21 protein-coding genes are annotated in these 24,735 nt (G+C 40.9%); 10 read left to right on the forward strand and 11 right to left on the reverse strand.

Annotated elements, in window-relative coordinates; all coding sequences use genetic code 11:
- Positions 1-185 precede the first annotated feature (185 nt).
- The gene (locus L2703_RS17660; protein WP_248972348.1) at positions 186-734 is read right to left on the reverse strand and encodes a hypothetical protein; all 549 of its coding nucleotides are present in this window, start codon (positions 732-734) and stop codon (positions 186-188) included.
- Positions 735-744: 10 nt separating this feature from the next.
- On the reverse strand, positions 745-1,566 hold the full coding sequence (locus L2703_RS17665; protein WP_248972349.1) for a cytochrome c3 family protein: 822 nt from the start codon (positions 1,564-1,566) through the stop codon (positions 745-747).
- A gap of 445 nt (positions 1,567-2,011) precedes the next feature.
- Here L2703_RS17665 and L2703_RS17670 point away from each other — a divergent pair, with 445 nt between their 5' ends.
- Positions 2,012-2,815, forward strand: coding sequence for a winged helix-turn-helix domain-containing protein (locus L2703_RS17670; RefSeq protein ID WP_248972350.1), 804 nt, complete (start codon positions 2,012-2,014; stop codon positions 2,813-2,815).
- The gene (locus L2703_RS17675; RefSeq protein WP_248972351.1) at positions 2,812-3,330 is read left to right on the forward strand and encodes a hypothetical protein; all 519 of its coding nucleotides are present in this window, start codon (positions 2,812-2,814) and stop codon (positions 3,328-3,330) included. Before L2703_RS17670 ends, L2703_RS17675 begins: the two co-directional genes overlap by 4 nt.
- Positions 3,331-3,421: 91 nt before the next feature.
- Here L2703_RS17675 and L2703_RS17680 read toward each other — a convergent pair whose 3' ends face one another.
- The gene (locus L2703_RS17680; protein WP_248972352.1) at positions 3,422-4,057 is read right to left on the reverse strand and encodes an acetate uptake transporter; all 636 of its coding nucleotides are present in this window, start codon (positions 4,055-4,057) and stop codon (positions 3,422-3,424) included.
- A 515-nt stretch (positions 4,058-4,572) separates the two neighbouring features.
- Between L2703_RS17680 and L2703_RS17685 the strand changes: the two genes are divergently transcribed.
- Positions 4,573-5,082, forward strand: coding sequence for an ACT domain-containing protein (locus tag L2703_RS17685; protein ID WP_248972353.1), 510 nt, complete (start codon positions 4,573-4,575; stop codon positions 5,080-5,082).
- Between the two features lie 60 nt (positions 5,083-5,142).
- Here the strand turns inward: L2703_RS17685 and L2703_RS17690 are convergent, their stop codons facing one another.
- Together L2703_RS17690 and L2703_RS17695 are read right to left on the reverse strand one after the other, a co-directional pair.
- The gene (locus L2703_RS17690) at positions 5,143-6,294 is read right to left on the reverse strand and encodes a GGDEF domain-containing protein (RefSeq protein ID WP_248972354.1); all 1,152 of its coding nucleotides are present in this window, start codon (positions 6,292-6,294) and stop codon (positions 5,143-5,145) included.
- Between the two features lie 201 nt (positions 6,295-6,495).
- Positions 6,496-7,503: a phosphotransferase gene (locus L2703_RS17695; protein ID WP_248972355.1), complete on the reverse strand. Its 1,008-nt coding sequence runs from the start codon at positions 7,501-7,503 to the stop codon at positions 6,496-6,498.
- A gap of 219 nt (positions 7,504-7,722) precedes the next feature.
- Between L2703_RS17695 and L2703_RS17700 the strand changes: the two genes are divergently transcribed.
- Positions 7,723-8,298 (forward strand): porin family protein, encoded by a 576-nt coding sequence (locus L2703_RS17700; protein WP_248972356.1) that lies wholly within the window; start codon positions 7,723-7,725, stop codon positions 8,296-8,298.
- An 86-nt stretch (positions 8,299-8,384) separates the two neighbouring features.
- Here L2703_RS17700 and L2703_RS17705 read toward each other — a convergent pair whose 3' ends face one another.
- The 3 genes from L2703_RS17705 to L2703_RS17715 all read right to left on the reverse strand — a co-directional run bounded on the left by L2703_RS17705 (position 8,385) and on the right by L2703_RS17715 (position 11,861).
- The gene (locus L2703_RS17705) at positions 8,385-9,014 is read right to left on the reverse strand and encodes a flavin reductase family protein (protein WP_248972357.1); all 630 of its coding nucleotides are present in this window, start codon (positions 9,012-9,014) and stop codon (positions 8,385-8,387) included.
- 15 nt (positions 9,015-9,029) lie between these two features.
- Positions 9,030-9,776, reverse strand: a complete 747-nt coding sequence (locus tag L2703_RS17710) for a sulfite exporter TauE/SafE family protein (protein WP_248972358.1) — start codon at positions 9,774-9,776, stop codon at positions 9,030-9,032.
- 126 nt (positions 9,777-9,902) lie between these two features.
- A complete protein-coding gene (locus tag L2703_RS17715) occupies positions 9,903-11,861 on the reverse strand; it encodes a putative bifunctional diguanylate cyclase/phosphodiesterase (RefSeq protein WP_248972359.1) in 1,959 nt (652 codons plus the stop codon).
- A gap of 209 nt (positions 11,862-12,070) precedes the next feature.
- On the opposite strand from L2703_RS17715, the gene L2703_RS17720 reads away from it, so the two are divergent.
- On the forward strand, positions 12,071-12,958 hold the full coding sequence (locus L2703_RS17720) for an alpha/beta fold hydrolase (RefSeq protein ID WP_248972360.1): 888 nt from the start codon (positions 12,071-12,073) through the stop codon (positions 12,956-12,958).
- A 284-nt stretch (positions 12,959-13,242) separates the two neighbouring features.
- On the opposite strand, the gene L2703_RS17725 is transcribed toward L2703_RS17720, so the two are convergent.
- From L2703_RS17725 to L2703_RS17735, 3 genes are all read right to left on the reverse strand, one after another.
- Positions 13,243-14,811 carry a putative bifunctional diguanylate cyclase/phosphodiesterase gene (locus tag L2703_RS17725; RefSeq protein ID WP_248972361.1) on the reverse strand — a complete coding sequence of 523 codons (1,569 nt, stop codon included), beginning with the start codon at positions 14,809-14,811 and terminating at the stop codon, positions 13,243-13,245.
- Positions 14,812-15,039: 228 nt separating this feature from the next.
- Positions 15,040-15,498 carry a DUF1499 domain-containing protein gene (locus L2703_RS17730; RefSeq protein ID WP_248972362.1) on the reverse strand — a complete coding sequence of 153 codons (459 nt, stop codon included), beginning with the start codon at positions 15,496-15,498 and terminating at the stop codon, positions 15,040-15,042.
- Between the two features lie 270 nt (positions 15,499-15,768).
- On the reverse strand, positions 15,769-16,665 hold the full coding sequence (locus L2703_RS17735; protein ID WP_248972363.1) for a permease: 897 nt from the start codon (positions 16,663-16,665) through the stop codon (positions 15,769-15,771).
- Between the two features lie 119 nt (positions 16,666-16,784).
- Here L2703_RS17735 and L2703_RS17740 point away from each other — a divergent pair, with 119 nt between their 5' ends.
- The 5 genes from L2703_RS17740 (at position 16,785) to L2703_RS17765 (ending at position 24,556) form a co-directional block, all read left to right on the forward strand.
- Entirely contained in the window at positions 16,785-17,081 is a 297-nt protein-coding gene (locus L2703_RS17740) for an ArsR/SmtB family transcription factor (protein WP_248972364.1), read from the forward strand.
- Between the two features lie 1,095 nt (positions 17,082-18,176).
- Positions 18,177-19,931 (forward strand): DUF4856 domain-containing protein, encoded by a 1,755-nt coding sequence (locus L2703_RS17750; RefSeq protein ID WP_248972365.1) that lies wholly within the window; start codon positions 18,177-18,179, stop codon positions 19,929-19,931.
- A gap of 87 nt (positions 19,932-20,018) precedes the next feature.
- Entirely contained in the window at positions 20,019-21,257 is a 1,239-nt protein-coding gene (locus tag L2703_RS17755) for an imelysin family protein (RefSeq protein ID WP_248972366.1), read from the forward strand.
- Complete coding sequence (locus L2703_RS17760) at positions 21,257-23,482, forward strand: TonB-dependent receptor family protein (protein WP_248972367.1); 2,226 nt, start codon at positions 21,257-21,259, stop codon at positions 23,480-23,482. Before L2703_RS17755 ends, L2703_RS17760 begins: the two co-directional genes overlap by 1 nt.
- A gap of 84 nt (positions 23,483-23,566) precedes the next feature.
- Entirely contained in the window at positions 23,567-24,556 is a 990-nt protein-coding gene (locus tag L2703_RS17765) for a sterol desaturase family protein (RefSeq protein ID WP_248972374.1), read from the forward strand.
- The last annotated feature ends 179 nt before the right edge of the window (positions 24,557-24,735 follow it).

The raw sequence follows: 24,735 nt of genomic DNA on the forward strand, positions 1-24,735 counted from the left end.
CTTCCTCACTGCGTTGAATTAACTTGCAATAGGCTAGCTATTGACGCGTTAATTCGCCTTGTTAGCAAAGCAAATCACAAGCTTGACAGTGGATTTTAGTCAATCTATTGATTTATATCGTTATCAATACATCTCTTATCCAGAGTTGAGGTTAGTTATAACCCTCACTCGGATGGGGGAAGTCATCATTCGTCTGCTGCAATCAGGGTGATGTCATTGCTGGCATTAGAACCATGAATTTGTACAGCCACTTTAAACACTTCAACCGCGCCAGCAGCGGCTTTGCTTTCTAGGTCTAAGCCGGTAGCATCAAAGGTGTATTGTCCTAGTGTTTGTGTTTCTTGCAGCAAACCAACACAATTGTCGCTGTCAGTTTGGTCGCATTGAAAACGTTGGGTAACATGCCAGTGTTTCCACGCTTTAGGTTTAATTGACGGTGATGCTGGGTCGGGGTACCCAAAATACACTATGTCATAATCATTGGCATTTGTGATGGCATTGCCCTGCGCATCGGTTAGGGTAAAGGTTAATGCACCTGAAGTGGCATTAAATGAATTAAGTTGCATTGTGATGGCGGTCGCGTCATCAACATCAACGGCTTCATCAACTACTACGGGCGGTACAACGACTACTGGTGGCTCAACTACAACGATGTCTTCATCATCGTTATCACTACCACAGCCAAAAATGAGCAAGCTACTGGCCAAAATGGCGCTAAGATATTTGATCTTCATGGTGCGCTCCTTAATTAAAATGCCCTGTATGGCACGTGGTGCATTCCATGTCGGTTTTAACGCTTGCCGCTGGGCCCATAGTAGAACTGACACCGTGGCAAGATTGACACGCTTGCGCCTCAGTAGATGGTTTTGTAATGGCTAAGGCTGAGATGTCTTCACCGCCATAAGCGCGGTTGAGCAGGTCAACAATGTAGTAAGCCATGCTGGCAGACAGACGTTTGCAGCGCTCACCTTTTAATGCAAATGGTTTGCCTGATGCCGCAGACCAGTTACTAATTGATGAGTGGCACAAAGGGCTATTGGCAATTGATGTGGCACCCACCTCGAGTGATTTTTCTGCAGTAGAACCTATCCCTGCAATAAATTCATCTGACGATAATGGTAAGTCTTCCGTTTCGTAGTAGCGAAACGAGGCGCCAATAATGGCACTGTTTTGCTCATTAATATCATCAAGAATATTAATTAGCATACCCGCTGCATTAAGGTTACCGCATAAGGTGCCTTGGCCGACAACACCAGCCCAGCCATAACCCGCCAATGCGGTAGGGATTGTGGCAAATTTAGAGGCATCAACACTGGTTGATGTGGCCAACATGGTGACAATGGCGTGAAATACCTGGTGCATACAACCCCCGCCGGTTTCATAAGCAAGTTTTGCTGTTTGCATGGCATCAAGTGGTGCATATTTTAATTTTTCACCTAGGGCCAAACGGTAGTTACCGTCGGCGTCTGTGGCTGCAAAAGCAGAAGTGCCTAATAAGGTCGCCCCAGCAGCGGCAGTGCTAATACCAATAATTTGTGTTAAAGCCTGGCGTCTATTTATGCTCATAATAATCACCCTTTACTCATTGTTATTTTATTATTCCCATTAGGGAGTGGTGCGTTGCTTAAAAACGTCTTAGCAACGGTATGGCTTAACAATAAGTCATGGTGTTATTAAAAATGTGATTCAAAGCCGATAAAAATGGTGGGGTAAACATCGGCTATTTTTTGGCAGTCGTCTTTGGTTTGTCATGGCAATATTGCTTAACAATATGAGTCATTGTGATGTGAGTCTCATTATTTATTGTATTTATGCATATTTAGCGCGTTAACTTGGCATTTTAATATCATGAAACCCTGTGATCTTGTTCACGGATTAACAAGAATGTAAATTTAATCACCTACTTTTAATAAGGAATAAAACGCTTAGATAACAGGATCACAGTATTCATCAGATTTTATGCATACACTTTAATCGTCGTAATTCGAGTCGTATAGTGAGGCGGTCAACAATGCAATTGGGCCATTGTAGGTTTGATATCAGCAAAGGGGAGTTGATTAATCAAGAAACCGGTGTCGTGTGGCATCTGCCTCGAGCAGAGCTCCGTGTACTGACATTATTGGTCGAATACCAAGGTAAAGTGGTTGCCAAACCTTTATTAGAGTCAGGGCATGACGACGATTCACATTTTAGTTCAGCTTCTGTTGCTCGGGCTATTTTTACCTTGCGCTCGTTTCTTGGGCCGCAATACGAAACCTTAATTGAAACCGTTAAGGGGCAAGGTTATTTACTCAGGCATCACCGAGCCCGTAAAGCACCCGATAACCCTGGGGTGAACATATCAAAACCTTTAGTATTTGCTTTACTGGTGGTCACAGGTTTAGCTGGCATTCTGATGGCAAGCCTATGGTGGTTTAACCAGAGCAGTGAAGCGATTATCCCTGCACAGCCATTGAGTTTAGAAACCGTCCCATTAGCTTCTGGGCAGCAAGTGGAGTTGGTTTTATATTCTCCTTCAAAAACCAATAACGAACTCCTAGTAGAGCAAAGTCAGCAGTTTATTCAAGGGTTGCAGTTATGTTCTGTCACTATATGGAGCCGCGTTTTTTTATCGTTATCTCACGACAAACAAGTGCTTAATATCACCCTTAGAGGCGATCATTATGGTCAATCTCTTATCCGTAATTTAAAAATTAGTGATTTACGTCAACCTAAGCAATTTGTAACTCCGCAATGGTTAGCACAGTTAAACATTTGCAGCACTTCAAATGGCCGAACACCCCTAGCGGCTCAGGCGCAGGAGACAAATCAATGACAAGAAAAGGGTTGTGGGTCATTAATATTGTGGTGCTCGTGAGCTTATTGGGTTGTATGGCGATGATATATTCGCTCAGCGCTAAACCTGCGAACTTTATGCTCAGTTGCAGCTCCGAATTATTTAATCATGAAGTGGGTGTCGCTGATAGCGAGCACTATTTACTGGTTGATTTAGTCTCTAAAGATGGTTTAGCGCAAATTAACTATCGTTACTATGATTTACAGGGAAATTCGGCAGGAACCATATCAATGGCAGGTAAGGTGAATAAAGTCGATACACAGCGGCAAATGTTTGATATTGCCGTAACCACTAAGCAAGAAAATGTCGGCCTTAAAGGCCAAGAAAAACCAGAACATTATGAGTATTTATCGTACATTAGTGGCATACATTTAAACAAAAATGGCCAGCATTCGCTGAGTGTCCAGGTGCTTGAGCGTGATGACACTAAAGATTATGCCATTGTGCTATTCCAGCCCAGTAATACGGTATGTGGGTGCCGTTTAGTACATTAATGCACAGGAAATGCGAATTGATAGGGATAATGGGTTGGGGATAAAAGCCGGAGCGACAACACCGGCTTTGCTCAGTTGCTATTGGTTCGCGTTATGCGTTAACCGAATGTAAGGTGATAGGTTCACTGGCAACTGCTGGTGGCTGAGTTTGAGCGGTTAAGCTAGTTGTGGGTAATTCGCCTATGGGCAATATTGTTCGTCCATACTCAGCATTAAGCACTTGTGCCATGGCAAAGTAAATAGCGCTTGCACCACAAATTATTCCTTCAAAGCCTGCGATAGTGCCAATGAGCTCATTACCGGTAAAGTCACGTGCAGCCAGTAAGAAAAATAACACCGTCAAGGAGGCAAATACAAATTGCTTAGCGCGCGGGTAACGTAACGATCCTACAAACATAAAGGCAGTAAAGGTGCCCCAAAGGGTTAAATACCATCCCATAAAGTGTGCTGGGCTGGCGGCAATTCCCATATTAGGCATTAAAATCAGCCCGACTAAGGTTAGCCAAAATAAGCCATATGAAGTAAATGCAGTTGTCCCAAAGGTGTCACCACGCATAAAACACATCATACCAACAATAACCTGGCCAATCCCGCCGTAGAAAATCCCCATAGCGAGGATCATCGAATCAATTGGAAAGTAGCCGGCATTATGAATATTTAGCAGTATGGTGGTCATGCCAAAGCCCATTAAGCCTAATGGCGCCGGATTTGCAAATTTTGTAGACATGGTGTTCCCTTATGGACAGTTCAACAGCTTATTTTGGCCGCTTAAAAGTGAATCAATACCCAGATTGGGCAAGGCGCGCATTTTAGAGAAACCTTACTCGGGTAGCAATATCCACAAGCGTGTAGGCAAATTAATCTGCTAAAAATAAAAATACTTTAAAATCAATGTTTTATGGTTTATTTAGCTGTACCAACTGTTAACCCTAACGCTCTGTGATAAAAAGACTTTTAAATTCATATAGATAAAAACTGATTTTGCCGCAGGTGATGTAACTTCAATCGCGGTCATTATTGTGATGTATGTCAAAAATAGACCTGTAAAGTCGCAGATGACATCAAGCTTACTGGGCGTTATTACTGCTGTTGTGTGAACTTGGTTACATTGGCCTGTATAATTTGCTGATGCTAGCAAACTTGGCATTTAATCATGTTTTGTACGAATTGTGTGCCAGTGCACAGACGGCGTGTGGCGTGATAGATAATCTGTAATGAGGATGAGTTCTCAATGGAGATATTATGCAGCATAAGTTTATTACTACCGTGTTGGGCACATTAAAACCTAATTTACTGCAATCATTGGCTCAAGTGAGCCGTGCAATGGGCGCCAGCTGGGAAACCAGTAAAGTGATTAAGCTTGATGGGCAATTTGTCGCCATGATGCGCGTGATGATTGATGTAGACAAAGAAGTCGCACTCAAACAGGCGTTAGAGCAGCAATTTGCCGAACTCACTTTTGTGTACGCTGATTATGCACAAGAAAGTATTCCATTATCGACAGAATGCAAACTGACCTTAGATTGCAATGATCGTTCTGGGTTAACTCATGATATGAACGAAATATTAAATGACCTGGAGATCAGTGTCGATCATCAAGAATGTTACCGGGTGCAAGTGACTAGTTTAGGTAAAACCGTTTACAGTGCAAAGCTCTCACTCAGGTTGCCGCAAAATGTCACTGTGGCGTTGCTTATTTCGCAACTCGAAACCTTAAGTGACAATATACGCATTGAGGTAAACGACGCATAAATGTGCTTGGGCTGCTAACCTTGAAAGATCAACAGACGCTAGAGAATGAGTGGCATAGGGTTAACTAAATACGACTTTGTTTCTGCCGCTACTTTTAGCTTGGTATAAGGCATTATCGGCAAGATCAATTGCTTGCTCTACGGTAATGTTTTTTTCGGCCAATTCAACCACGCCAAAACTGGCGGTAACCTTAATGTGCCATTCGCCAAATGGAATTGGTGTGTCATTTATCATTGTTCTTAACCGCTCTGCGACGCTTTTTGCATCGTCATAACTGCCGCGTCCAATTAATATGACAAACTCTTCGCCTCCCATGCGCCCTAGCAGATCATCTTTTTTTATATTCTGTTTAATCATGTTGCTAATATAAATCAGTACCTTATCGCCGCCAGCATGACCATATTGATCATTAATGGCTTTAAATTTATCAATATCCCAATAAATTAAACAAATGTGTTGCCCTTGCTTTTGCAGTTCAAGCATTTGTTGTTTGGCATGAATATAAAACCCGCGGCGATTTAAGCAGTTGGTGAGTAAATCTGTCATGGCCAGTTGTTTCATTTCTTCTGCTAAGTCTGAGGCCAGCATATAAATTACAAATACCGACATGCCCACATAGGCAGTAGGTAATGCGGTAAAATTAACAACGGAATACAGTTTAATGAGTTCTATATCCATGGCTCTGCCTTGAGCTAAGGCAATGCTGGCCGCGGTAAATAAACAAAGCGCAAATACAAAGTGCATGATGGAAGCACCTATCTCGGCAGGGCGAGATTTTTTTCGGTGTTTGATTATCACAAAGCTGGTGACGAGTAAAAATATTGAATCAATGTATAAATACACCGACATTTGCAAGCCTATAAAGGGATTTATATAGGTAAAATAGTAAGTTAGGGCAATGCCTAGCACACCCAAGCTCAGCAATATCCAAGGTGGGATGGGGTGTTGAGTGCGCAAGCAATGTCCCCAAGTTCCAAGAACAACAGACAGCATCGATATGCTACAGCCAATCATCCAATAGAGGTTATGGGAAAATAATACACTTTTAAAAATAGTGTTAGCCCACAACATGGTTGACGCCAAAAATGATAACGAAAACATCAAGGCGTATTTTTGTCTCCCCATGGTTTGCCATGTCATGAAAAAGATAATCGACAGCAAAATACTCGAAAAAAATAAGGTGATTAAAATGTATGTAAATGGACTTTCCATAGGCCGTCTTCTTATTGAGTTGGTGTCGGCGATACACAGCCTAACAAGCGCGAGCGTGCTAACGAGATGGATGCTAAAAATAACGTATTATTCAACTGTAGACGGCAATATTGGCCTTTGCCAATGACAAGCTGGCATTGTGGCCTGAGTGGTCAATAAATCAGCAAATAACGTGCAGATTTTACCGTGCCAAATATAAGCTTAAGTGGTACAAGCGAGCTGGTGCAGGGCTAATGCAGTAAGCGATTCGGTGTAAGTATTGATTTTAACGTGTTCAACACTCCAGCCTTTAATAAACCGCTGAAAGTCAGCCCATGCAACACAATACAATGGCTGCCACGCTTGCTGTACATCTAGGGGGTTAATGTTTGGATGACATGCAATTAACCCTTGAGTTAAAGCGGTAAAATAATGTTCAACGTAAGCATTAATCACAGCTTCTGGTTCTTGGTAATTTAAGACGCTGCTCAGTAGCATGATGACATCTTTCATGCCACAACCTTGGCCTATATATTGAAAATCAACCGCAGCCGCCCGATTATCTTTGCTAAAACAAAAATTGGCCAGCTTGGCATCGCCATGGACCAGTGTTTGAAATGGACACTGTTTTAACGTCAGATCAATGTGGTGAGCTGCAGATTTTAGTGGGCTATCGGTTAATGCGGCATATTCATCAGGGCGAGTATCTAGATGCCAATAAGTGCCAACGGGCCAAAGTCCTGTTGGCTCAACTGACATATATTTAGCATGAAAATGCCCCAGCCAAGTTAAACAGGCCCTAATGATGCAGGGCGTTGCTGTTGTGCTTGTCTGGGTAAAGCCAATGGTGTGTAAGTCTTGCAGTACCAGTAAGGTCTGATCAGTGTACTGTTCGACATGCAGGCAATGAGGCAAAGGGCTTAATGCTTGCTGTAAATGTGCATTGGCGTAGTTTTTATACCAATTCACCTCAACTTGGTATGAGCGCAATTTACGTTGATGTGATATGGGGGTATTCCAACCGCGCGGATGGGCGGTGGGTTGTGGTAAGCGGATGTATTTTACAATCACAGAAGAGTATGGCCCGTTATTAACATAGGCTCTAAAAAGTTGGCCATATCCTCCCCAAAGAGGTTGAATCTGTTCAATACGGTTTATGTTACTTGCACCAATCGCCTGAGTTAGGCGCTGTAAAATAGGCTCTGGCACAGTGGCATTTGGCTTGTTCAATACGGGCTCTTGGTTATCAACTTAGCCAAAGTATAGCAAATGACAAGCCTAATGTGGGGCAGAGAAGGGGGGCGATGCTAAATAATATTAGCGTGTTCCTCACTTTCAATACAGTCAATAATATTAATGAAAAAAGATAATATTATGAGTTGCTTACATCTGTTGTTTCCATGCTATTATGCCGCGCTTTTTATTTATTAATATCATTAAGGAACAATGATGTACAAAACCTCTCTTTTAGCCGCAACCTTGTGCGCTGTGTTAGCTACTCCAGCTTTTGCCAACCTTGATACAAACTTATCAACATCAGATGACAGCGGCTTTTATCTTGGTGGTGCAATTAACAAAACTGAGCTGAGTTCTGATGACGTTAATGATTCTACCGATGCGACCGGTTTTGGGATATACGGTGGCTATCAGTTCAATGATTGGTTTGGTTTAGAAAGTAACCTGTTTGCTGCAGATATTGGTGAAGATTCTATTGATGCCGCTGTTGGAGCACTGACCTTTACCCCAACATTTACTGCACGAATTAATGAGACGTTTTCGGTATTTGCTAAGGTGGGTATCGCATCAATGGCAGTTGTTGTTGAGAGTTATTATGATGACTTTACTGCTTCTGGCATTGGTTTTACGTACGGCATAGGCTTAAACGCAGCATTAACTGAAAACCTTAATCTTCGTGTCAGTTTTGATATAAGCAAAGGCGATCTTGATATAGACGAGTATGGCTATATTGATAATCTTGATGCAGAAATTGAACAATTAGCATTGGGTTTACATTACCAATTCTAATCCTGTATTTAAGCTGATTAACCAGAGCTCAGGTTGATTATCAAGAAAATTAAGGCTACTCATTGGTAGCCTTAATTGTTTCGCACTTATAGCGTAGGGCGGTGCAAGTCAAAACGCAGCTCATCTGATATCCCATAATAAGCAGAGGGGCCACCGGCACGTAACACAGGCTCTGCTAACGCCGTTTGGTAAACCCCTTCAGCACTGAGTAAGTGCTTTTCAATGTGAACCGCGACCACTTCACCGAGCACTAACCAGGTATCAATTTTGTCACCATTAGCATCTGTAAGTTGAATACACTGTGTTAACTTGCATTCAAAGTTAACTGGGCTTTCGGCGACTCTATCTGCCGCAACGATATTACCTGCAACAGGGGTTAACCCTGCAAATTCAAACTCGTCTGTGCCGCGAGGTAGTGGCGCAGAGGTTAAGTTCATTTGTTCGGCTAAACGGCGAGTGGTTAAGTTCCACACAAACTCGCCTGTTTCAACAATGTTGGCCACGCTGTCTTTCCAGGCGGTGCTGGCAAAACCAATGATGGGTGGGTCGTAGTTAAAACAGTTAAAAAAACTATAAGGCGCTAAGTTTCGTTGGCCTTGCCGATTACGTGACGAAATCCAACCAATAGGACGTGGGCCAATAATCGCATTTAATGGATTATGAGGTAGGCCATGGCCTTTACTGGGTTCATAAAAAAATCGATTGTCAGTGCTCATTATTTATCCTTTGTATTACGATGGCATAAACGCGGTCCACAATAGACGCAGCCCTACGATGATCATCAAACTGAGAATAACCTGTTTAAATTGCTTCTCATTAAATTTATCCTGGATCCGCAAACCCAGTTTGACTCCAATCCAAGCAATGGGAGCCAGTATTGCCGACACTGTTAAATTGCCCAGATTGATTTGTCCCAGCATCGAGTATGGAATGAGTTTAACGACATTCACAACGGCAAAAAACATTACCGCAGTACCCAAGTATTGCGTTTTGGCTAGTCGCAGCGGAATTAAATAGGCATTGAGTGGAGGCCCTCCAGCATGGGCTACAAAGCTGGTAAACCCAGCAAGCGTGCCGCATATTCGGCCAATGAAGGCAGACGGTTTACGCTGTGACCACTCGCCAAATGTTAAGCCATAAATCCCAAAACCTAACGAAATAATGCCTAAAATACCGCGTAAATATTGCTCATTGAGCTGATCAAATAATAAATAAGCCACCACAATACCAATCATTGCCGCGGGCAATAAAATAAGTAATTGCTGACTACTTTGTTTATTCCACCAGGAACGGACACTTAAAAAGTCCATGTAAACCAATAACGGCAGCATTACAGCGGCAGCAGCAGCAGGGCTTATGGCCAAGGCGAGTAACGGTACTGTTAACCCTCCTGCGCCACCAGCAAAGCCAGATTTAGAGATGCCGGTAATCAGTACCGCTGGTATGGCGACAAGCCAAAATATTGGATCGGTTAACATTCATCCCTCTGTTAAATCAACGGTTTTGCTGTGCTAGTTATTCATCTTATTAGGCATTCATAATGCACTGTTATCATTGATTTAGGCAATAACCATTTGCTGCAAAAACTAGGCTAAGTGTCGCGATTATGAGTTTGCAGAGTACAGTAAAGTGGGTGCTTGTTGTTGATTACTTTGCTGCATTAGTCGGTCTAGCAGTACGTCAAATTCCAGTGGCTTGTCGAACAAATAACCTTGTAAGTAATGAATACCTAATGTTGTTAATGTACTTGCCTGCTGACGTGTTTCAACGCCCTCAGCCACGATACGGTAATTTAGCCCGTGAGACATCACCATTACCGCTTTAACAATATCAATTCCCTTAAGGTGGAGATTAATAACAAATGAACGATCAATTTTAACGATGTTTACATGCAAATCTTGGATAGCGGATAGCGATGAATACCCGGTACCAAAATCATCAATCGAGATTAAAAAACCTAGCGTTTGAAATGCCTTAACCATACTGATCAATGCGAGTTTGTTTTTGGAAAATACCGATTCTGTGATTTCAATATGCAGATCACTCGGTGACACATTATGTTGCACAACAATGTCATATACCTTGTCTACAAAATAGATGTCTTCAAATTGTATCACCGACACATTAACGGACATCTTGATAGCACCATGGTGTGTTTGCAGTTGTGCTAATTTTTGCACCGCTTCATTCATGACCCAATAACCAATGTCTTTAATTGCCCCATTTTTTTCTGCTAACGGTATAAATGTATCAGGTGACACCATAGCACCTTCAAAATCCCATCTTAGCAAGGCTTCAACCGATGCAATTTCGCCCGAATTGGATTGAATAATCGGCTGAAACACAAGCCGCAATTGGTTTTTTTCTACCGCTTGCATAATGGCTTTGCTTAAATAGATTTCGCGTTTTATTTTTTGCTCTAGCTCGTCACTAAACATCACAAAATCGTCATTGCTAGTACCTTTACGGCTATACATAGATAGGTCAGCTAAACTGATTAAGTCAGACAGTGATTGGCCATGTTCTGGGTATTTGGCTACACCAATTGAGCAATCCATGTTAATAACATGTTGAGCGGTAACAATCGGGAGGTTGATTTGCTTTTTAAGCATGATGGCTAATTCTTCAAAGCGGTAATCTTTGGTTTGGTGAGCCAAAATAATGAACTCGTCACCGCCCCAGCGACAAATGATTTCGCCATGCTGACAAGCTGTCTCAATTCGCTGCGCAACCTGGCTTAATACCTCATCACCCACGCCATGACCAAAGCTATCATTTGCTTGCTTAAAACCATCTAAATCAAGAAAGAAAATCGCGTATTGATTGTCGGGGTCTGTTTGTGCCAAGTGTTGGTCGGCTCGTTCGATAAAGGCACGTCGATTTAACAACTGGGTAAGGGGATCTCGCTGGCTTAGCTCGATTATTTTTTCGGTACGTTGCTCAACTATTTCCTCCATGGTTTTGAGCAAAACAGTATGCTCGTTACGCAGCATAATAGAATGTTCAGTAAACTGGGCTGCTGTTTGTGCAACCGAAAACATCACAAACGCGTAGGCTATTCCTAACATGCCTAAAAGCAGGTAAGCATCATTACCGCTATAAATGATTTGCAAAGAGATAGGCAGTACCAATAATAAGGTATAGATTTGCGATAAGCGCTTGTGCCCAGAGAGTATTGTTGCAGCCCCGCCAGCCATCGCCGACACAGTGACCAAGGCGGTAAATAGTTCGGTAATCTGAGCTTTATCGTAAATGAATAAACAGTAAAAAGCCCAAAACACGGCTGTTAATAATACGCCTGAGCTAAATCGATATAAATCACTAATGCGACTAATCGCCCCATTATTGGTGCGCTTAAACCACAAATAGGTATCCACTGAGCGGCAAACAAGCAGTGCAGATAAGCTTAACCACCACAGTAATTTATAATGCTTGCCAGAATGATCTTCAAATCCAAATGCTAGCCCAGCTGATGCGACCAAGGTAATTGCAATACCGGGTAAAGCACTACGGTAAAGTAACTTAAGATGATCATGCAGTATTTGCGGGTCAGATAGTTGCATAGGCTAATTTACCATCATTAGGCAGGGATTCTGTTTAGTATACGTCCAAATCTAAAAAATAGTCTATGCCAATTAATTTTGGATATCATTAGACAAATTGTTATATAAGTTGTTGTATAAATTGAATTTGTTTTATCTCTAGATTGACCTGAAGATCATAAGTGTGCCAATCTAATAAACAATGTTTATGTTAAATGAGCCCCTAAATTATGGTGAACCTGAGCGAGTGGCAACAACACGGGCAGTTTGAACAGCTTAATGGTCAACACATTTTTACGCGCATTGGCGGAAATCCCGCAGCGCCGGCACTGTTGCTTATTCATGGGTTTCCCAGTGCCAGTTGGGATTGGGAAGGCATGTGGCAACAACTCATTGAGCATTATTATGTGATCACTCTTGATATGCTGGGTTTTGGCTTATCTGACAAACCTAAAAACAACGAATATTTAATTAGCCAGCAAGCCGATATTTTTCAGACGCTTTTAGCCAAGTTAGGCGTGAATGAATACCATATTTTAGCTCACGATTACGGCGATACTGTCGCGCAAGAGTTGCTCGCAAGGCAAGTCAGTAGAGATAGCAAAATACACATTAATAGCGTGTGCTTATTAAATGGCGGGCTATTTCCAGAAACCCACAAACCGGTATTAATTCAAACGTTATTGTTATCACCCATAGGGGCATTTGTGGCAAAAAGGATCACTAAGCCCAAATTTGCCGCCAATTTACAGCACATCTTTGGCCCATCAACCCAGCCAACGCCAGTTGTCATCGATACGCTGTGGCAATTGTTAACCCATAATGATGGTATTGCAGTGATACATAAACTCATTACCTATATGACACAACGCAAGCAGCACCGCGAACGTTGGGTTGGAGCATTGGTGAACAGCCCTGTGGCAGTTAAATTGATAGCCGGTGCATTAGATCCGATCTCGGGCCAGCATATGATCGATCGCTATTGTCAATTGATCCCCAATGCAAATGTCACCACCATGCCCACCCTAGGGCATTACCCTCAGGTAGAAGATGCACACGCCATCACAACAGCGTATATAGAGTTTAGGGACAGTATCAACAAGCCCCTGGGTATGTAACGTGTCAATGTTTGCACTCAATTAATGTGGGTGATAAAGATTATACAACTAGAACGTTTGCTCACAAATCAATGCTAGACGATACAAGGTATGACAGGATAACGTTATATTTAGGTGATGGGCCTGTAGTGCTTAATGTGATGTAAGCCTTTTTAGACTATCATTTTAAACGAATCGGAATAGGGGTTTATTTTCATTCATTTAGGCTTTGAATCAATTCAGGTAACTGAATCACTTGTCTCATTTTTATGTGATCAGCTTGATAATCGTGTCTGTTTTGGCAATCAGTGATTAATTACTCTATTACGAATGATATGCTCGGGTGTTTGCTCTCGACTAATTTGTGGTTTTTGTAGTAAATATCCTTGCATATAGATAGGATTAAACTGCCTTAAGAAAAGTTGCTGTTCAATTGACTCAACACCTTCAGCAACAATTTCAATATCCAGTTTATGGGCTATATTAACAATCGCCTCATAAATCCCCGCGCTCTTTTCATCATGACAAGCATCGCTTAAGAATTCTCTATCAATCTTTATTTTGTCTACATTTAACTGTTTAAGCCTGCTCAATGAAGAATAGCCAGTGCCAAAATCATCAATCATCACTTTAATGTTTAACTCATTGAGTGCACTGATCCTATTAATCATCTCTTTAAAATCAACAATTAATGAGCTTTCTGTTATTTCAAATTCTATATTAGCGTCAGGATATTTAGCGATAATATGTGTAGTATTCATTATAAGATGTGTATCTAAGAACTGTCTAGCAGAGACATTAACTGCGATAAATTGATCGGGTTTTACAAATTCTGAGCATTCTTTTAATGTGGCGTTTAAAAGCCATTTAAAAAAATCTTCAGAACTCCCTATATCTTCAGCAAGTGATACAATCACCTCCGGATTAATGTGGGTTCCCTCTAAATTCCAACGAGTTAAAGCTTCATAACCTTTTATATTTCCTGAGGTTAAGCAAACAATCGGTTGATAAACGACATACAAGTGATCATTGTTAATTGCATGCTTAAGTTGTGAGGATAATCGATAGCGCTCAGAAATTTTTTGCCCTATCTCATCAGTATAGTAGCAAGCTGAGTTTAATTGATTCTTTTTGGCTTCGTACATCGCGCTATCAGCCGCAACCATTAGTGCTTGTACTGAATTTCCATTTTGTGGTGAAAGCGCAACACCGATACTAAAAGCTACTGAAATATGAATACCATTAATATTAAATGGCTTTTCTCGACAGTTTTCTATTCGGCTAATTAAAGTCTGTATATTAGTTGAATCTTTAGGGAATTCAGCAATAATTAAAAATTCATCTCCACCAAGTCGTGCGACAGTCTCATTATTTCTGATAACAGAGGCTAAGCGTTTACCCAGTTTTTTGATTAATAAGTCACCTGAATCATGGCCATAGGTGTCATTTACATCTTTAAAATTATCCAAGTCCAAAAAAATTACACAAACAGTTAGTTTTGATCGTTTTACTGAATGTAATGATTTTTCTAATTGGTATTGAGCCAGACTTCGGTTGGGTAGGCCGGTAATTGAGTCGTAAAAAGCGTGGTATGCTATTTCTTTGTTGATGGTTCGGATATCAATTACGCGTCTAATACCGTATATAGTGGCAATCACCGCTACCCATAAAAAACTGAAAATTAGCTCATCTAACTCCCAGTTTTCATGATCTCTTGTCAATTGATAGAGCGATTCGACAAATTCTACATCGAAGGCAAAAGACAAAACGGTCATGATAATAATGATCAACGTACCAAGCAGTAAATCAACTTTAGCCCGTTTCTGAATTCTAATACTTGATTTGGTTTCGGTTGGTAGTGTTTTGATGTTCATTCATTATCCATAATTAGAATAACGTTTTAAAAATAGACGTATGAGTATATTACAAGATGAGATTACTAAGTAGTTTACTTCAGTGGCTACGGTGTTTATTAAGATAGTTTGTTTTCAAGCGCTTGGCCAATATTATTCTTAAATGCTTAACTTATTCAGATTTTAAACGTCAGTATCCTTAATATTGTTGGCGCAATTTAATTTGATAAATACGCCAACATGAATAAATTACTTACTAAGTGCAGTTAGTTCTGCTCTAATCTGTTCAATTCGCTCACGGTTAACCCCAAAATCAGAGTGGCCAACACGTGAAGCTGATCTTACTTGAATCATGATGTTACCTGACTCAGTTGACGGAAAGTAAAACTCGACATCGTCAACAAAGCGCATAATCTGCGAAGTAAATTCAACCCGAATATAATCATCTTCTACCACCACAATGTTAGCTCGCTCAGCTGTTTTTAATACATGCAGTAGATTCACTTGAGCCTGTTGAGCGGTGCCGCTAAATGCAATTGGGTCAATGTAATGCTCTTCATCTGTGGTTGCTTGCTGGCTGTTGACGCAGTTGGGCGAATCTGGGCATGGCGTTAATTTCCCGTCGGTTACTCCCAAAGTAGGGACAGTGCCAGAGCAGCCCATTAATAGCACCATAGTAAGTGCCAGTATTGAAGTGTGTTTATGCATTTTATTTCCCTTTATGTGAAAAACGTCATGTGTTTGCGGTTATTGGTATCAACAGCGTAATGGATCTTATGTTGTCTACAGTAAAACAATAAGTTGCGCTTAACAATGCGCTATCAATCTAGCGGCATAAATAGGTTTTTGCGACAACAAGGATTGCCAGTAAATGAACTATCGTGGTGCAGTTTTGTTAAAAAAATGCACAAAGAAGATGCGCAACTAGCAGACTATTTTTAAAGGCAAATCATCAAGCTAGTTATGCAGGTTTTACACTTAAAACAGCCACTGATAAGCAAAGCCAGCTAATATTGCCATTGAGATAATGACACCGACAAAGGCAATCACTAGCTGATTTTTAAAAATGGCTTTAAGTAAAATGACCTCAGTTAAACTGGCGCCCGCGCTGCCAATAATCAATGCCATTACCGCACCCAGTCCCATGCCTTTGGCTGCTAATGCGGCGCTTAATGGAATAACCGCTTCAGCGCGTATGTATAACGGAATACCAATCACTGCCGCGACAGGTATTGCCAGTGGGTTATCACTGTTAGCATATTTAGCCACTAATTCAGTTGGCATAAAACCATAAATGAGTGAACCAATCGCAATACCGCCAATTAAATACGGTAAGACTTTTTTAAAGTCGCTCCAAGTGCTTAGCCAAATGGTTTTCCATTTATTTTCGGGGCTCGATTTACCACCACATGCTGATTGACATCTTGTTGCTGCAGGGGCTAAGTAGGCTTCTGGCTTGATGTGCTTTTCAAAGCCGAGCTTTTCTAAGCCAAAGCCTGCAATAACAGATACCCCCATGGCGATGACAAAATAAAATAAGGTCACCTTAAGTCCAAAGGTTACGGTAAATAGACCAATAATGATGGGGTTAAGCAAAGGGCTGGCAAATAAAAATACCATCATTGTGCCAAACCCGGCTTTGGCTCTTAATAAACCTTTTAAAAAAGGGATTGTTGAGCAAGAACAAAAAGGGGTTATAGCTCCTAAAAAACCAGCAATAATATAGCCTTTTCCGTGTTTGTCGCTCAGCATGGCTTGGATTTTATGCGGTGGCACATAAGTTTGTAGTACCCCAACTAAATAACTAATCAGTAAGAATAACGTGGTTAATTCTACGGTTAAAAACACAAACATTTTGAAGGTATCTTGCAGCATGGTAGTGACTTATATGGTTAAACTGTATTTCTAGAATAGTCGAAATATATAGTTCAATGATAGCGAGAGTAAATTATTTCTAGTATTATCGAAATATAAATATTATTTAAGGTGTCGTTATGGATATCGATTTTATTGCTAAAGCATTGAAAGAATTAGGTCATCCTACAAGATTGATGATTTATCGTGCGGTTGTGCGCGCAGGTTATCAAGGTATTGCTGTCGGTGGATTGCAGCAAAAACTAGATATTCCTGGCTCAACACTGTCACATCATGTATCGAGCTTGATGTCGGCGGGGTTAATTAACCAGCGCCGTGAAGGGAGAACGTTATTTTGTATTGCACAATATGATACGTTGCAGTCAGTCATTGGTTTTTTACAAGACGAATGTTGTGCAGACGAGCAAGAAAATTAATTAAGGCATGCATAATTTTCGGCTGACAAAAGGCCTTAGATTTGTTGATTTGGTATTTGGCCTTAAATCTTGCGAAGGGATAGCTTGCTTGTAATAAATGGGAGCTGAGACTAGGGCCTGTTGACCTTTCAAGGTTGTTTTTGCAGCGAATTGTTGGCCATTACTCATATACAAGTGCGCGGCAGAGACTTTGAGGTGTAGTTATTCTACATAAAAAGTCGATAACGCAGTAAAAATGACCAACAAACGCTGCCCACAGGGTTCGGCTAAAAACGTTTTACTCTTTGTTGAATAGATTTTGCTTAGGTGGCTAGGCTTCAATCCATTCGCCTCGATTAAAACGTTTTTAACTCGAACAAAATTCAACCAGCAAAGATCAACAGGCCCTAGGAATTAAATAATTAAAATAGTCATTTAAATTCATTTGGTTGCAGTGGTTTACATCTTAAAAAATTGCAATTGCTAACTGAGATAGACTTTATTCCTGAAGTTGAAAAAGCTCAATAATTATGAACTGATTTCATTTGGTGCAGATTTCACTGTTAAGCCCGCGACTTTATAAATATCAGGGTAGTAAAACCACTTCTAGCGGTATATGCGCGCATCAAAAACACCGATAAAAGTGAGGGTGTTGTACAGAAAACTAAGGCCAAAAAGCCTTCGGTGAGCAGAGTATTATCTTCACTCCCCGGAGCGTCCATATGGCCATGTTTTGTTTGCATCAATAAATATTAGGACAACTCTGCAAATGGGTTGTCCTTTTTTGATCCTATCAGCCAATTGCATCATCAAATTGGCTATTAGTGCATTTAACTTACCGCAATGACAATGACAATGACATTTACATTGTAATCGGTATGTTACTCACCAATTTTCAGGTTTTTTCAATTCTCTTAATAAAATATGGTTAATTAGTATTAAATTCAGCAACTTACATTTTTTAAATTAGAGGTGCTTAATGTAGTTTGTACTTAAAGTATTGCGAATAAGATGAATTATCATTACCATTACCCTATTGTTTTTGTAATAATTCATTAACATTTTGGCTTTTGGTCAGTGTCTTTTAGCCTATGGCTTTTATATCAGGGGAATATTATGCAACTTAATAAAACAGTTTTAGCGACGACTATCGCACTTTCATTAGGCTTACTTACCGCATGTGGCGGTTCAGATTCAAACTCATCAGATACTGGCACAACACAGCCAACGAATTCTGCGCCAACGGATATCTCTCTTTCTAATTCTAGCGTTGATGAAAATATGGCGGGTGCCACTGTAGGTACGTTATCTGCTGCTGATAGTGACTCTGGTGATTCACATACTTTCACCTTAACCAGTGATAAGTTTGTTATTGACGGCACAACGCTAAAATTGATGGATGACGTAACGTTAGATGCTGATTCTGCAGAAACCACAGAATTTACCTTAACTATTACAGCAACCGATACTGATGGTGCAACATTCAGTAAAGATCTTACTGTGACAGTTAACGACATCATGGATCGCTATACTTTCGACAGTAAACTGAATGATGGCGAATCTAGTGTTTCATACACTGGCCAAACTGCACGTCACATTTTAATTGCCGAGTTAAACCAATACATTTCTTCTACATTAGAAGCTGAAATTGATAGCAACGAATTAACCACTAAAGATGAGGTATTGGCAAAGCTTAACTACTTCTTCAACCCTGATGAAGAAACACAATACCCTGATTTACCAATTACTTTCTTCGATAATTCCAAAGACGGATTACTGTCAGATATTACCGGTTATAAAAACCTAACGGATAAAGTTGCTGGTAATGATACAGGCGGACAGCACGAAGATTGGAACAATGGCGCATTTGCTGGTTGGGGCGCTAAAGGCTCAACAACACCTTCAGCATTAATCGACACATTATTTAATCGTTTAGCAGATAACGCTGTTGCTAAAATTAACGGTGAAGTTCGCAAGGATGTATTGGGTAATGACATTTCAAAAGTGTACCTTGATGAAGACGGTGTAGATTTAGCGCAGTTGATTCAAAAGTTCCTGCTTATGTCTATCACCTACTCTCAAGCTACAGATGATTACTTTGGTGTAGACACAGAAGGGAAAGGTTTAACAACAGACAATATTAACCCTGCTAGTGATGGCGCAGCATATACCAACCTTGAGCATCAATTTGATGAAGGTTTTGGTTATTTTGGTGCGGCACGTAACTACCTTGAATACAGCGATGTAGAGATTGCAGGTAACGTGACTGAAGATGAAGGCCGTGCTGACTGGAATGGTTCTCAAGACACTGATGGCGACGGCAAAATTGATTTACATTCAGAATATAACTTTGGCCAATCTGTAAATGCTGCAAAACGTGACTTAGGATCAGCTGATAACGCTATGCCTACGGATTACACTATGCAAGCAATGGAAGCCTTTATTGCTGGACGTAAAATCATTAATGATAATGTTGGTAGCGCATTAACTGATGCCCAAATGACAGAGCTTGAAACCCATGCAATGGCAGGTGTTAAAGCTTGGGAAAATGCTATCGTTGCTACTGTTATTCATTATATCAATGATGTTTCAGCAGATTTAGAGCCACTAGCAACAGGTGGTGACAGCGCTGATTTCAATTACGATAACTTAGCCAAGCACTATTCTGAAATGAAGGGCTTTGCACTGGGTTTACAGTTCAGTGAGTACGGCGTAATCAGTGATGAAGATTTTGAGACCATGCATGATTTATTTGGTATGGCGCCAGAATTAACCGGTGATGTTGACGGCTATATTGCTGATTTAAAAGCGGCCCGTGACATTTTACAAGCAAGTTACTCTCTTGATGCTGATAACGTTGCTAACTGGTAAGTCCTATTTTGATTTGACCTCATAGAGGTAAAAAGCTTGGCGTTGAAAAACGCCGAGCTTTTGTCGTTTTTAGAGTAAGGGAATTTTATGAAACCACAGCATACATTTTCAGCATTATTTTTAGCCATTAGTGCGACTTTTTTAGTGGGTTGTAATGAAAGCACAAGCAGTGATGCAGGTGCTGATTACGGCAATAATGGTGATACTTCTTCAGACTTTGATCAACGCGCATTAATTACTAATATCGTTGATGGCGTTATAACGCCGACTTTCCAGCAATTTGCTGCGAAAAGCTTAACCCAAGCAAACGAAATCGAAGCGCTTTGTGTTGCTGAGTTAGGCAATCAGCAAGGTACGGTTGATGCATCAGAGTTGCAAGCCGCCACAGAAACTGCGCAACAAAGTTGGCGCTCTGCAATGGACCAATGGCAACGCGTTGAAATGATGCAAATAGGGCCGCTATTAAATGATGATGGCGCATTAAGAAACAAAATATATTCTTGGCCAGTGATGAGTCGTTGTGGTGTTGATTTAGATGTCGTTTCTTATGAAAATAATGATATTAATGGTGTGCCTTACGATATTTCAGCACGTACACCTGCTCGAAAAGGCATGATAGCGCTAGAGTATTTATTATATAACCCAAGTCTAGAGCATAGCTGTACAGGAAGTGTCACCCCTGAAGGTTGGGATAACCGCACCGATGAGTCTCGTCGACTTGCCCGTTGTGAATTTGCCGCAGAAGTTGCTCGCGATATCAATGTGAATGCAAACGTATTAGTCACTGAGTGGAGTGGTGATGATGGCTACGCAGCCACGTTAAAATCCGCTGGTGAAACGGGTAGTAGCTTTGCAACGGTTCATGCCGCCGTGAATAAGCTCAGCGATGCATTATTTTATATCGACAGTGTCACCAAGGACGGCAAGATAGCAACGCCACTGGGTTACTTTGCCAATTCCTGTGGTACCAGCGTTTGTCCGCAAGATGTTGAATCGCCTTTATCAGCTTACTCCATAGAAAATATTGCCAATAACCTCATTGCTCTCAAAGCTTTGTATGAAGGTGAAGATGGTTTGGGTTTTGATGATTATTTAGTCGATGAAAACGATGCAGCTACTGCAACCTTGATTACCCAAAGCATTGATGCCGCTATCGCCAATGCGCAAGCCTATCAGCTGAGCCTAGCTGAAACATTAACAGCCGATGAACAGCAAGTTATTGATACTCATTCGGATGTTAAGGCTGTCACCGATACGCTTAAATCAGACTTTATCAATACCTTAGCTTTAGAGTTACCACAAACATCAGCTGGAGATAACGATTAATGAACCGTTTATTACTGACTAAAAAGCTGGCGTTAGTGTTGGCGATACAATCTTCTTTGGTTAGTTACAGTGCTATTGCTGCTGAAGATGAAGCAAAGGCCACTAGCAACGATAGCTATATTGAACAAATGCAAATTATCGGCCGCGATCAAAACTTAAATAAAGCCACAGGTTCAGCGACGTTAATTGATGAGTTAGCACTAGAGCAATTCAAATTTGATGATATTAACCGGGTGTTATATAGCGTGCCTGGGGTCAATATTCGTGAAGAAGATGGTTATGGTCTTCGACCAAATATTGGTTTTCGTGGCGCGACACCTGAACGTAGTCAAAAAATTAATATCATGGAAGATGGGGTGCTTATCGGCCCTGCACCCTATTCTGCGGCTTCAGCTTATTACTTCCCAATGACGGCAAAAATGACCGCTATTGAAGTGTTTAAAGGCCCTGCTGCGATTAAATATGGCCCTAATACCGTTGCGGGTTCGCTCAACATGGTGACACGCGCTGTACCGCAAGATGCTGAAGGATTAATTGATGTTTCAACAGGAACCGACGGCTTGATGAAAGTTCACGGTTACTATGGCGATACTGTTGATAATTTTGGTTTTTTAATTGAAGGTATTCACATGGAGGCCGACGGTTTTAAAGAACTTGATGGCGGCGGTGATACTGGATTTGAAAAAAATGATGTCATGGCTAAATTACGCTACAACCTTGATGGCGATACAGTCGATCAAGTGTTCGAGCTAAAACTGGCTTATGCTAACGAAGCCTCAGATGAAACCTACCTAGGTTTAAGCGATGACGACTTTGCTGCTAACCCCAATAGACGATATGTGGCGAGTCAATTGGATAACATGGATTGGACTCATACCCAGTTCCAGTTAAACCACTTTGTCACCAATGAACATTTTGAACTGACTACGCGTGTCTATCGCAATGATTTTGAGCGTGCATGGTATAAGGTCAATGGCTTTAAAGGTGGTTTAGTTAATCGTAGTTTACAAGAGATCTTAGCCGATCCAGATAAAGACGAGACCAACCAACGTTTTTATCAAATATTAACAGGACAAGAAGATAGCGTTGCTGAATATGAAAAAATGACCTTAGGTAATAACGATCGAACTTATTTTACCCAAGGTATTCAGGCTGATTTGAACTGGAATATGGATTTACTGGGCTATAACAACCACTTTGAGGTTGGGGCACGCTTCCATCAAGATCAAATCGAACGCGATCACACCACTGATGATTACCTAATGCGCAGTGCAAATCTAGTGACTGACGGCGAGCCAACAAAAGCGTCGACCACTGACAGAGAAAGCACAGATGCCATTTCAATCTATTTCCAAGATACCATTAGCATTAATTCATTAGACATTACTGCGGGTGTTCGTGGTGAGTTTATAGATGCGGAATATCAAAATCGTGCGCCAGGTGCAGAGGAAGACTACTTAAATAAAGAGACCAGTATTTGGTTACCTAGCTTAAGTTTATTCTATGCCTTGTCAGATGAGGCGGGATTATTATTTGGTGTGCATGAGGGCTTTTTGCCTACTAGTCCAAAACAAGACCCGTCTACTAAGACCGAAAGCAGTGTTAATTATGAGTTAGGTGGCCGTTATAATGATGGTAAATTTAACTTAGAAGTTATCGGCTTTTTTAATGACATTAGCAACCTCAAAGAAGGTTGTCAGTTCTCAAGTTGTGGTAGCGATGATGATACTGAATTTAATGGCGGCGAAGTTGATGTCATTGGTTTGGAGCTAACTTCAGGGTACGCGTTTAATATTAATGATAGCTTAGAGTTTCCTATTTCAGTTTCTTATACCTATACCGAGTCTGAGTTCAAAACGAGCTTTAGTTCAGGCTTTGATATGTGGGGCGAAATCAAAGCAGGTGATCAACTACCTTACTTACCCGAGAATCAAGTGTCATTGAATTTAGGCTTAGTAAGCAACCAGTGGGACGTTAATATGATTGTTCGCTACATTGGTGAAATGCTAGAAGCATCAGGGGAAGGTGTGGTGCTTTCTGGCAATAAAACAGAAGCGTTAACCGTGGTCGACATGTCTGCAAGCTATAACTTCAATGAATATGGCCTAGTGTATGTCAAAGCGGATAACGTATTTGATACTCAAGAGATTGTTAGCCGTAGACCTTATGGCGCAAGACCGAGCAAGCCACAGCAATTTCAAATCGGTTATCAGTATCGTTTTTAAGCTTTATTCAATAATGTATTGCTCACGATGGATTTAAATCGATCGTGAGCAATAAGTGGTTTCGAACTTGAGGTCAGTATGTCAGTGGTAGAGTTTTTATCGAGTAATTTTGTGGAGTTAATAGGGTATCTATTAGATGCAAATAAGCGCATTTTTGGACTATACCTTGTTGGTGCAATTTTGCTGGCTATCCCTGTTTACTGGCGAATAACAACAGCTAAATCAGTGCTTGGCTTTGGTCGGTTCTTGTTTCCCAAAGCCATTTACTTATCTCGTTCAGCTCAACATGATTACTTACTTTTAGTGTGTAATAAGCTGATAAAGGCTATCTTATTTGCACCGCTGTTATTCACTATGGTGCCTATTGCGTTAGGGTTAAGTGATTTTCTAGAGCTGTTGTTTACACCTATTGAACCATTAACGCAAAACCTGACAATTATCATCACGGTGTTTACGATTTTATTGTTTATTCTTGATGATTTAACCCGCTTTTTGCTTCACCTTGCACTGCATAAAATCCCATTTTTATGGGAGTTTCATAAAGTACATCACTCGGCGTCAGTAATGACACCATTTACCATTTACCGCACTCACCCCGTTGAAAGTTATCTGTATGCTTGCCGAATGACGTTAACCCAAGGGATTGCTGTAGGCATTGGTTATTACTTGTTTGGCCCAAACTTGAAAATGTTTGACGTGCTTGGCGCTAACGTATTTGTGTTTTTATTTAATGTGTTTGGTTCAAACTTACGTCATAGTCACATTTGGCTGTCTTGGGGGGATAAGATTGAAAACTGGTTTATCAGCCCAGCCCAGCATCAAATTCATCATTCCATTGCAAAAGAGCACCGCGATACGAATCTTGGTTCTGCATTATCGCTATGGGACAAACTTTATGGCAGTTTAATTAAAGCATCGAGTGTTAAAAACTTAACCATAGGTGTTTCAGGTCAACCAGGACACGACACGTTAATGGGGATTTACATTAACCCTTTCAAACACGCTTTTGGTCACTTAAGGCAGATTGTTAAGCCTAAAAAAGTATCCAAGATTAACCAAGAACCCCATAACTAATTAGCAATCCCTAATGATACTTTTTGGGTGCTAGTCTTGAATTTTTATGAGAGATAGCTTTATTGTAATAAAGAGAAGCCTTGGGGTTCAAAGTCCGATCTTTCGCCCAAATAAAAAGGCCCGCTAAATATAGCGGGCCTTTTTATTTGAATGTGGCGGAGGGATAGGGATTTGAACCC

Origin of the sequence: Shewanella basaltis, from assembly GCF_023283885.1 — a bacterium.
GTDB classification, from domain to species: Bacteria; Pseudomonadota; Gammaproteobacteria; order Enterobacterales; family Shewanellaceae; genus Shewanella; species Shewanella basaltis.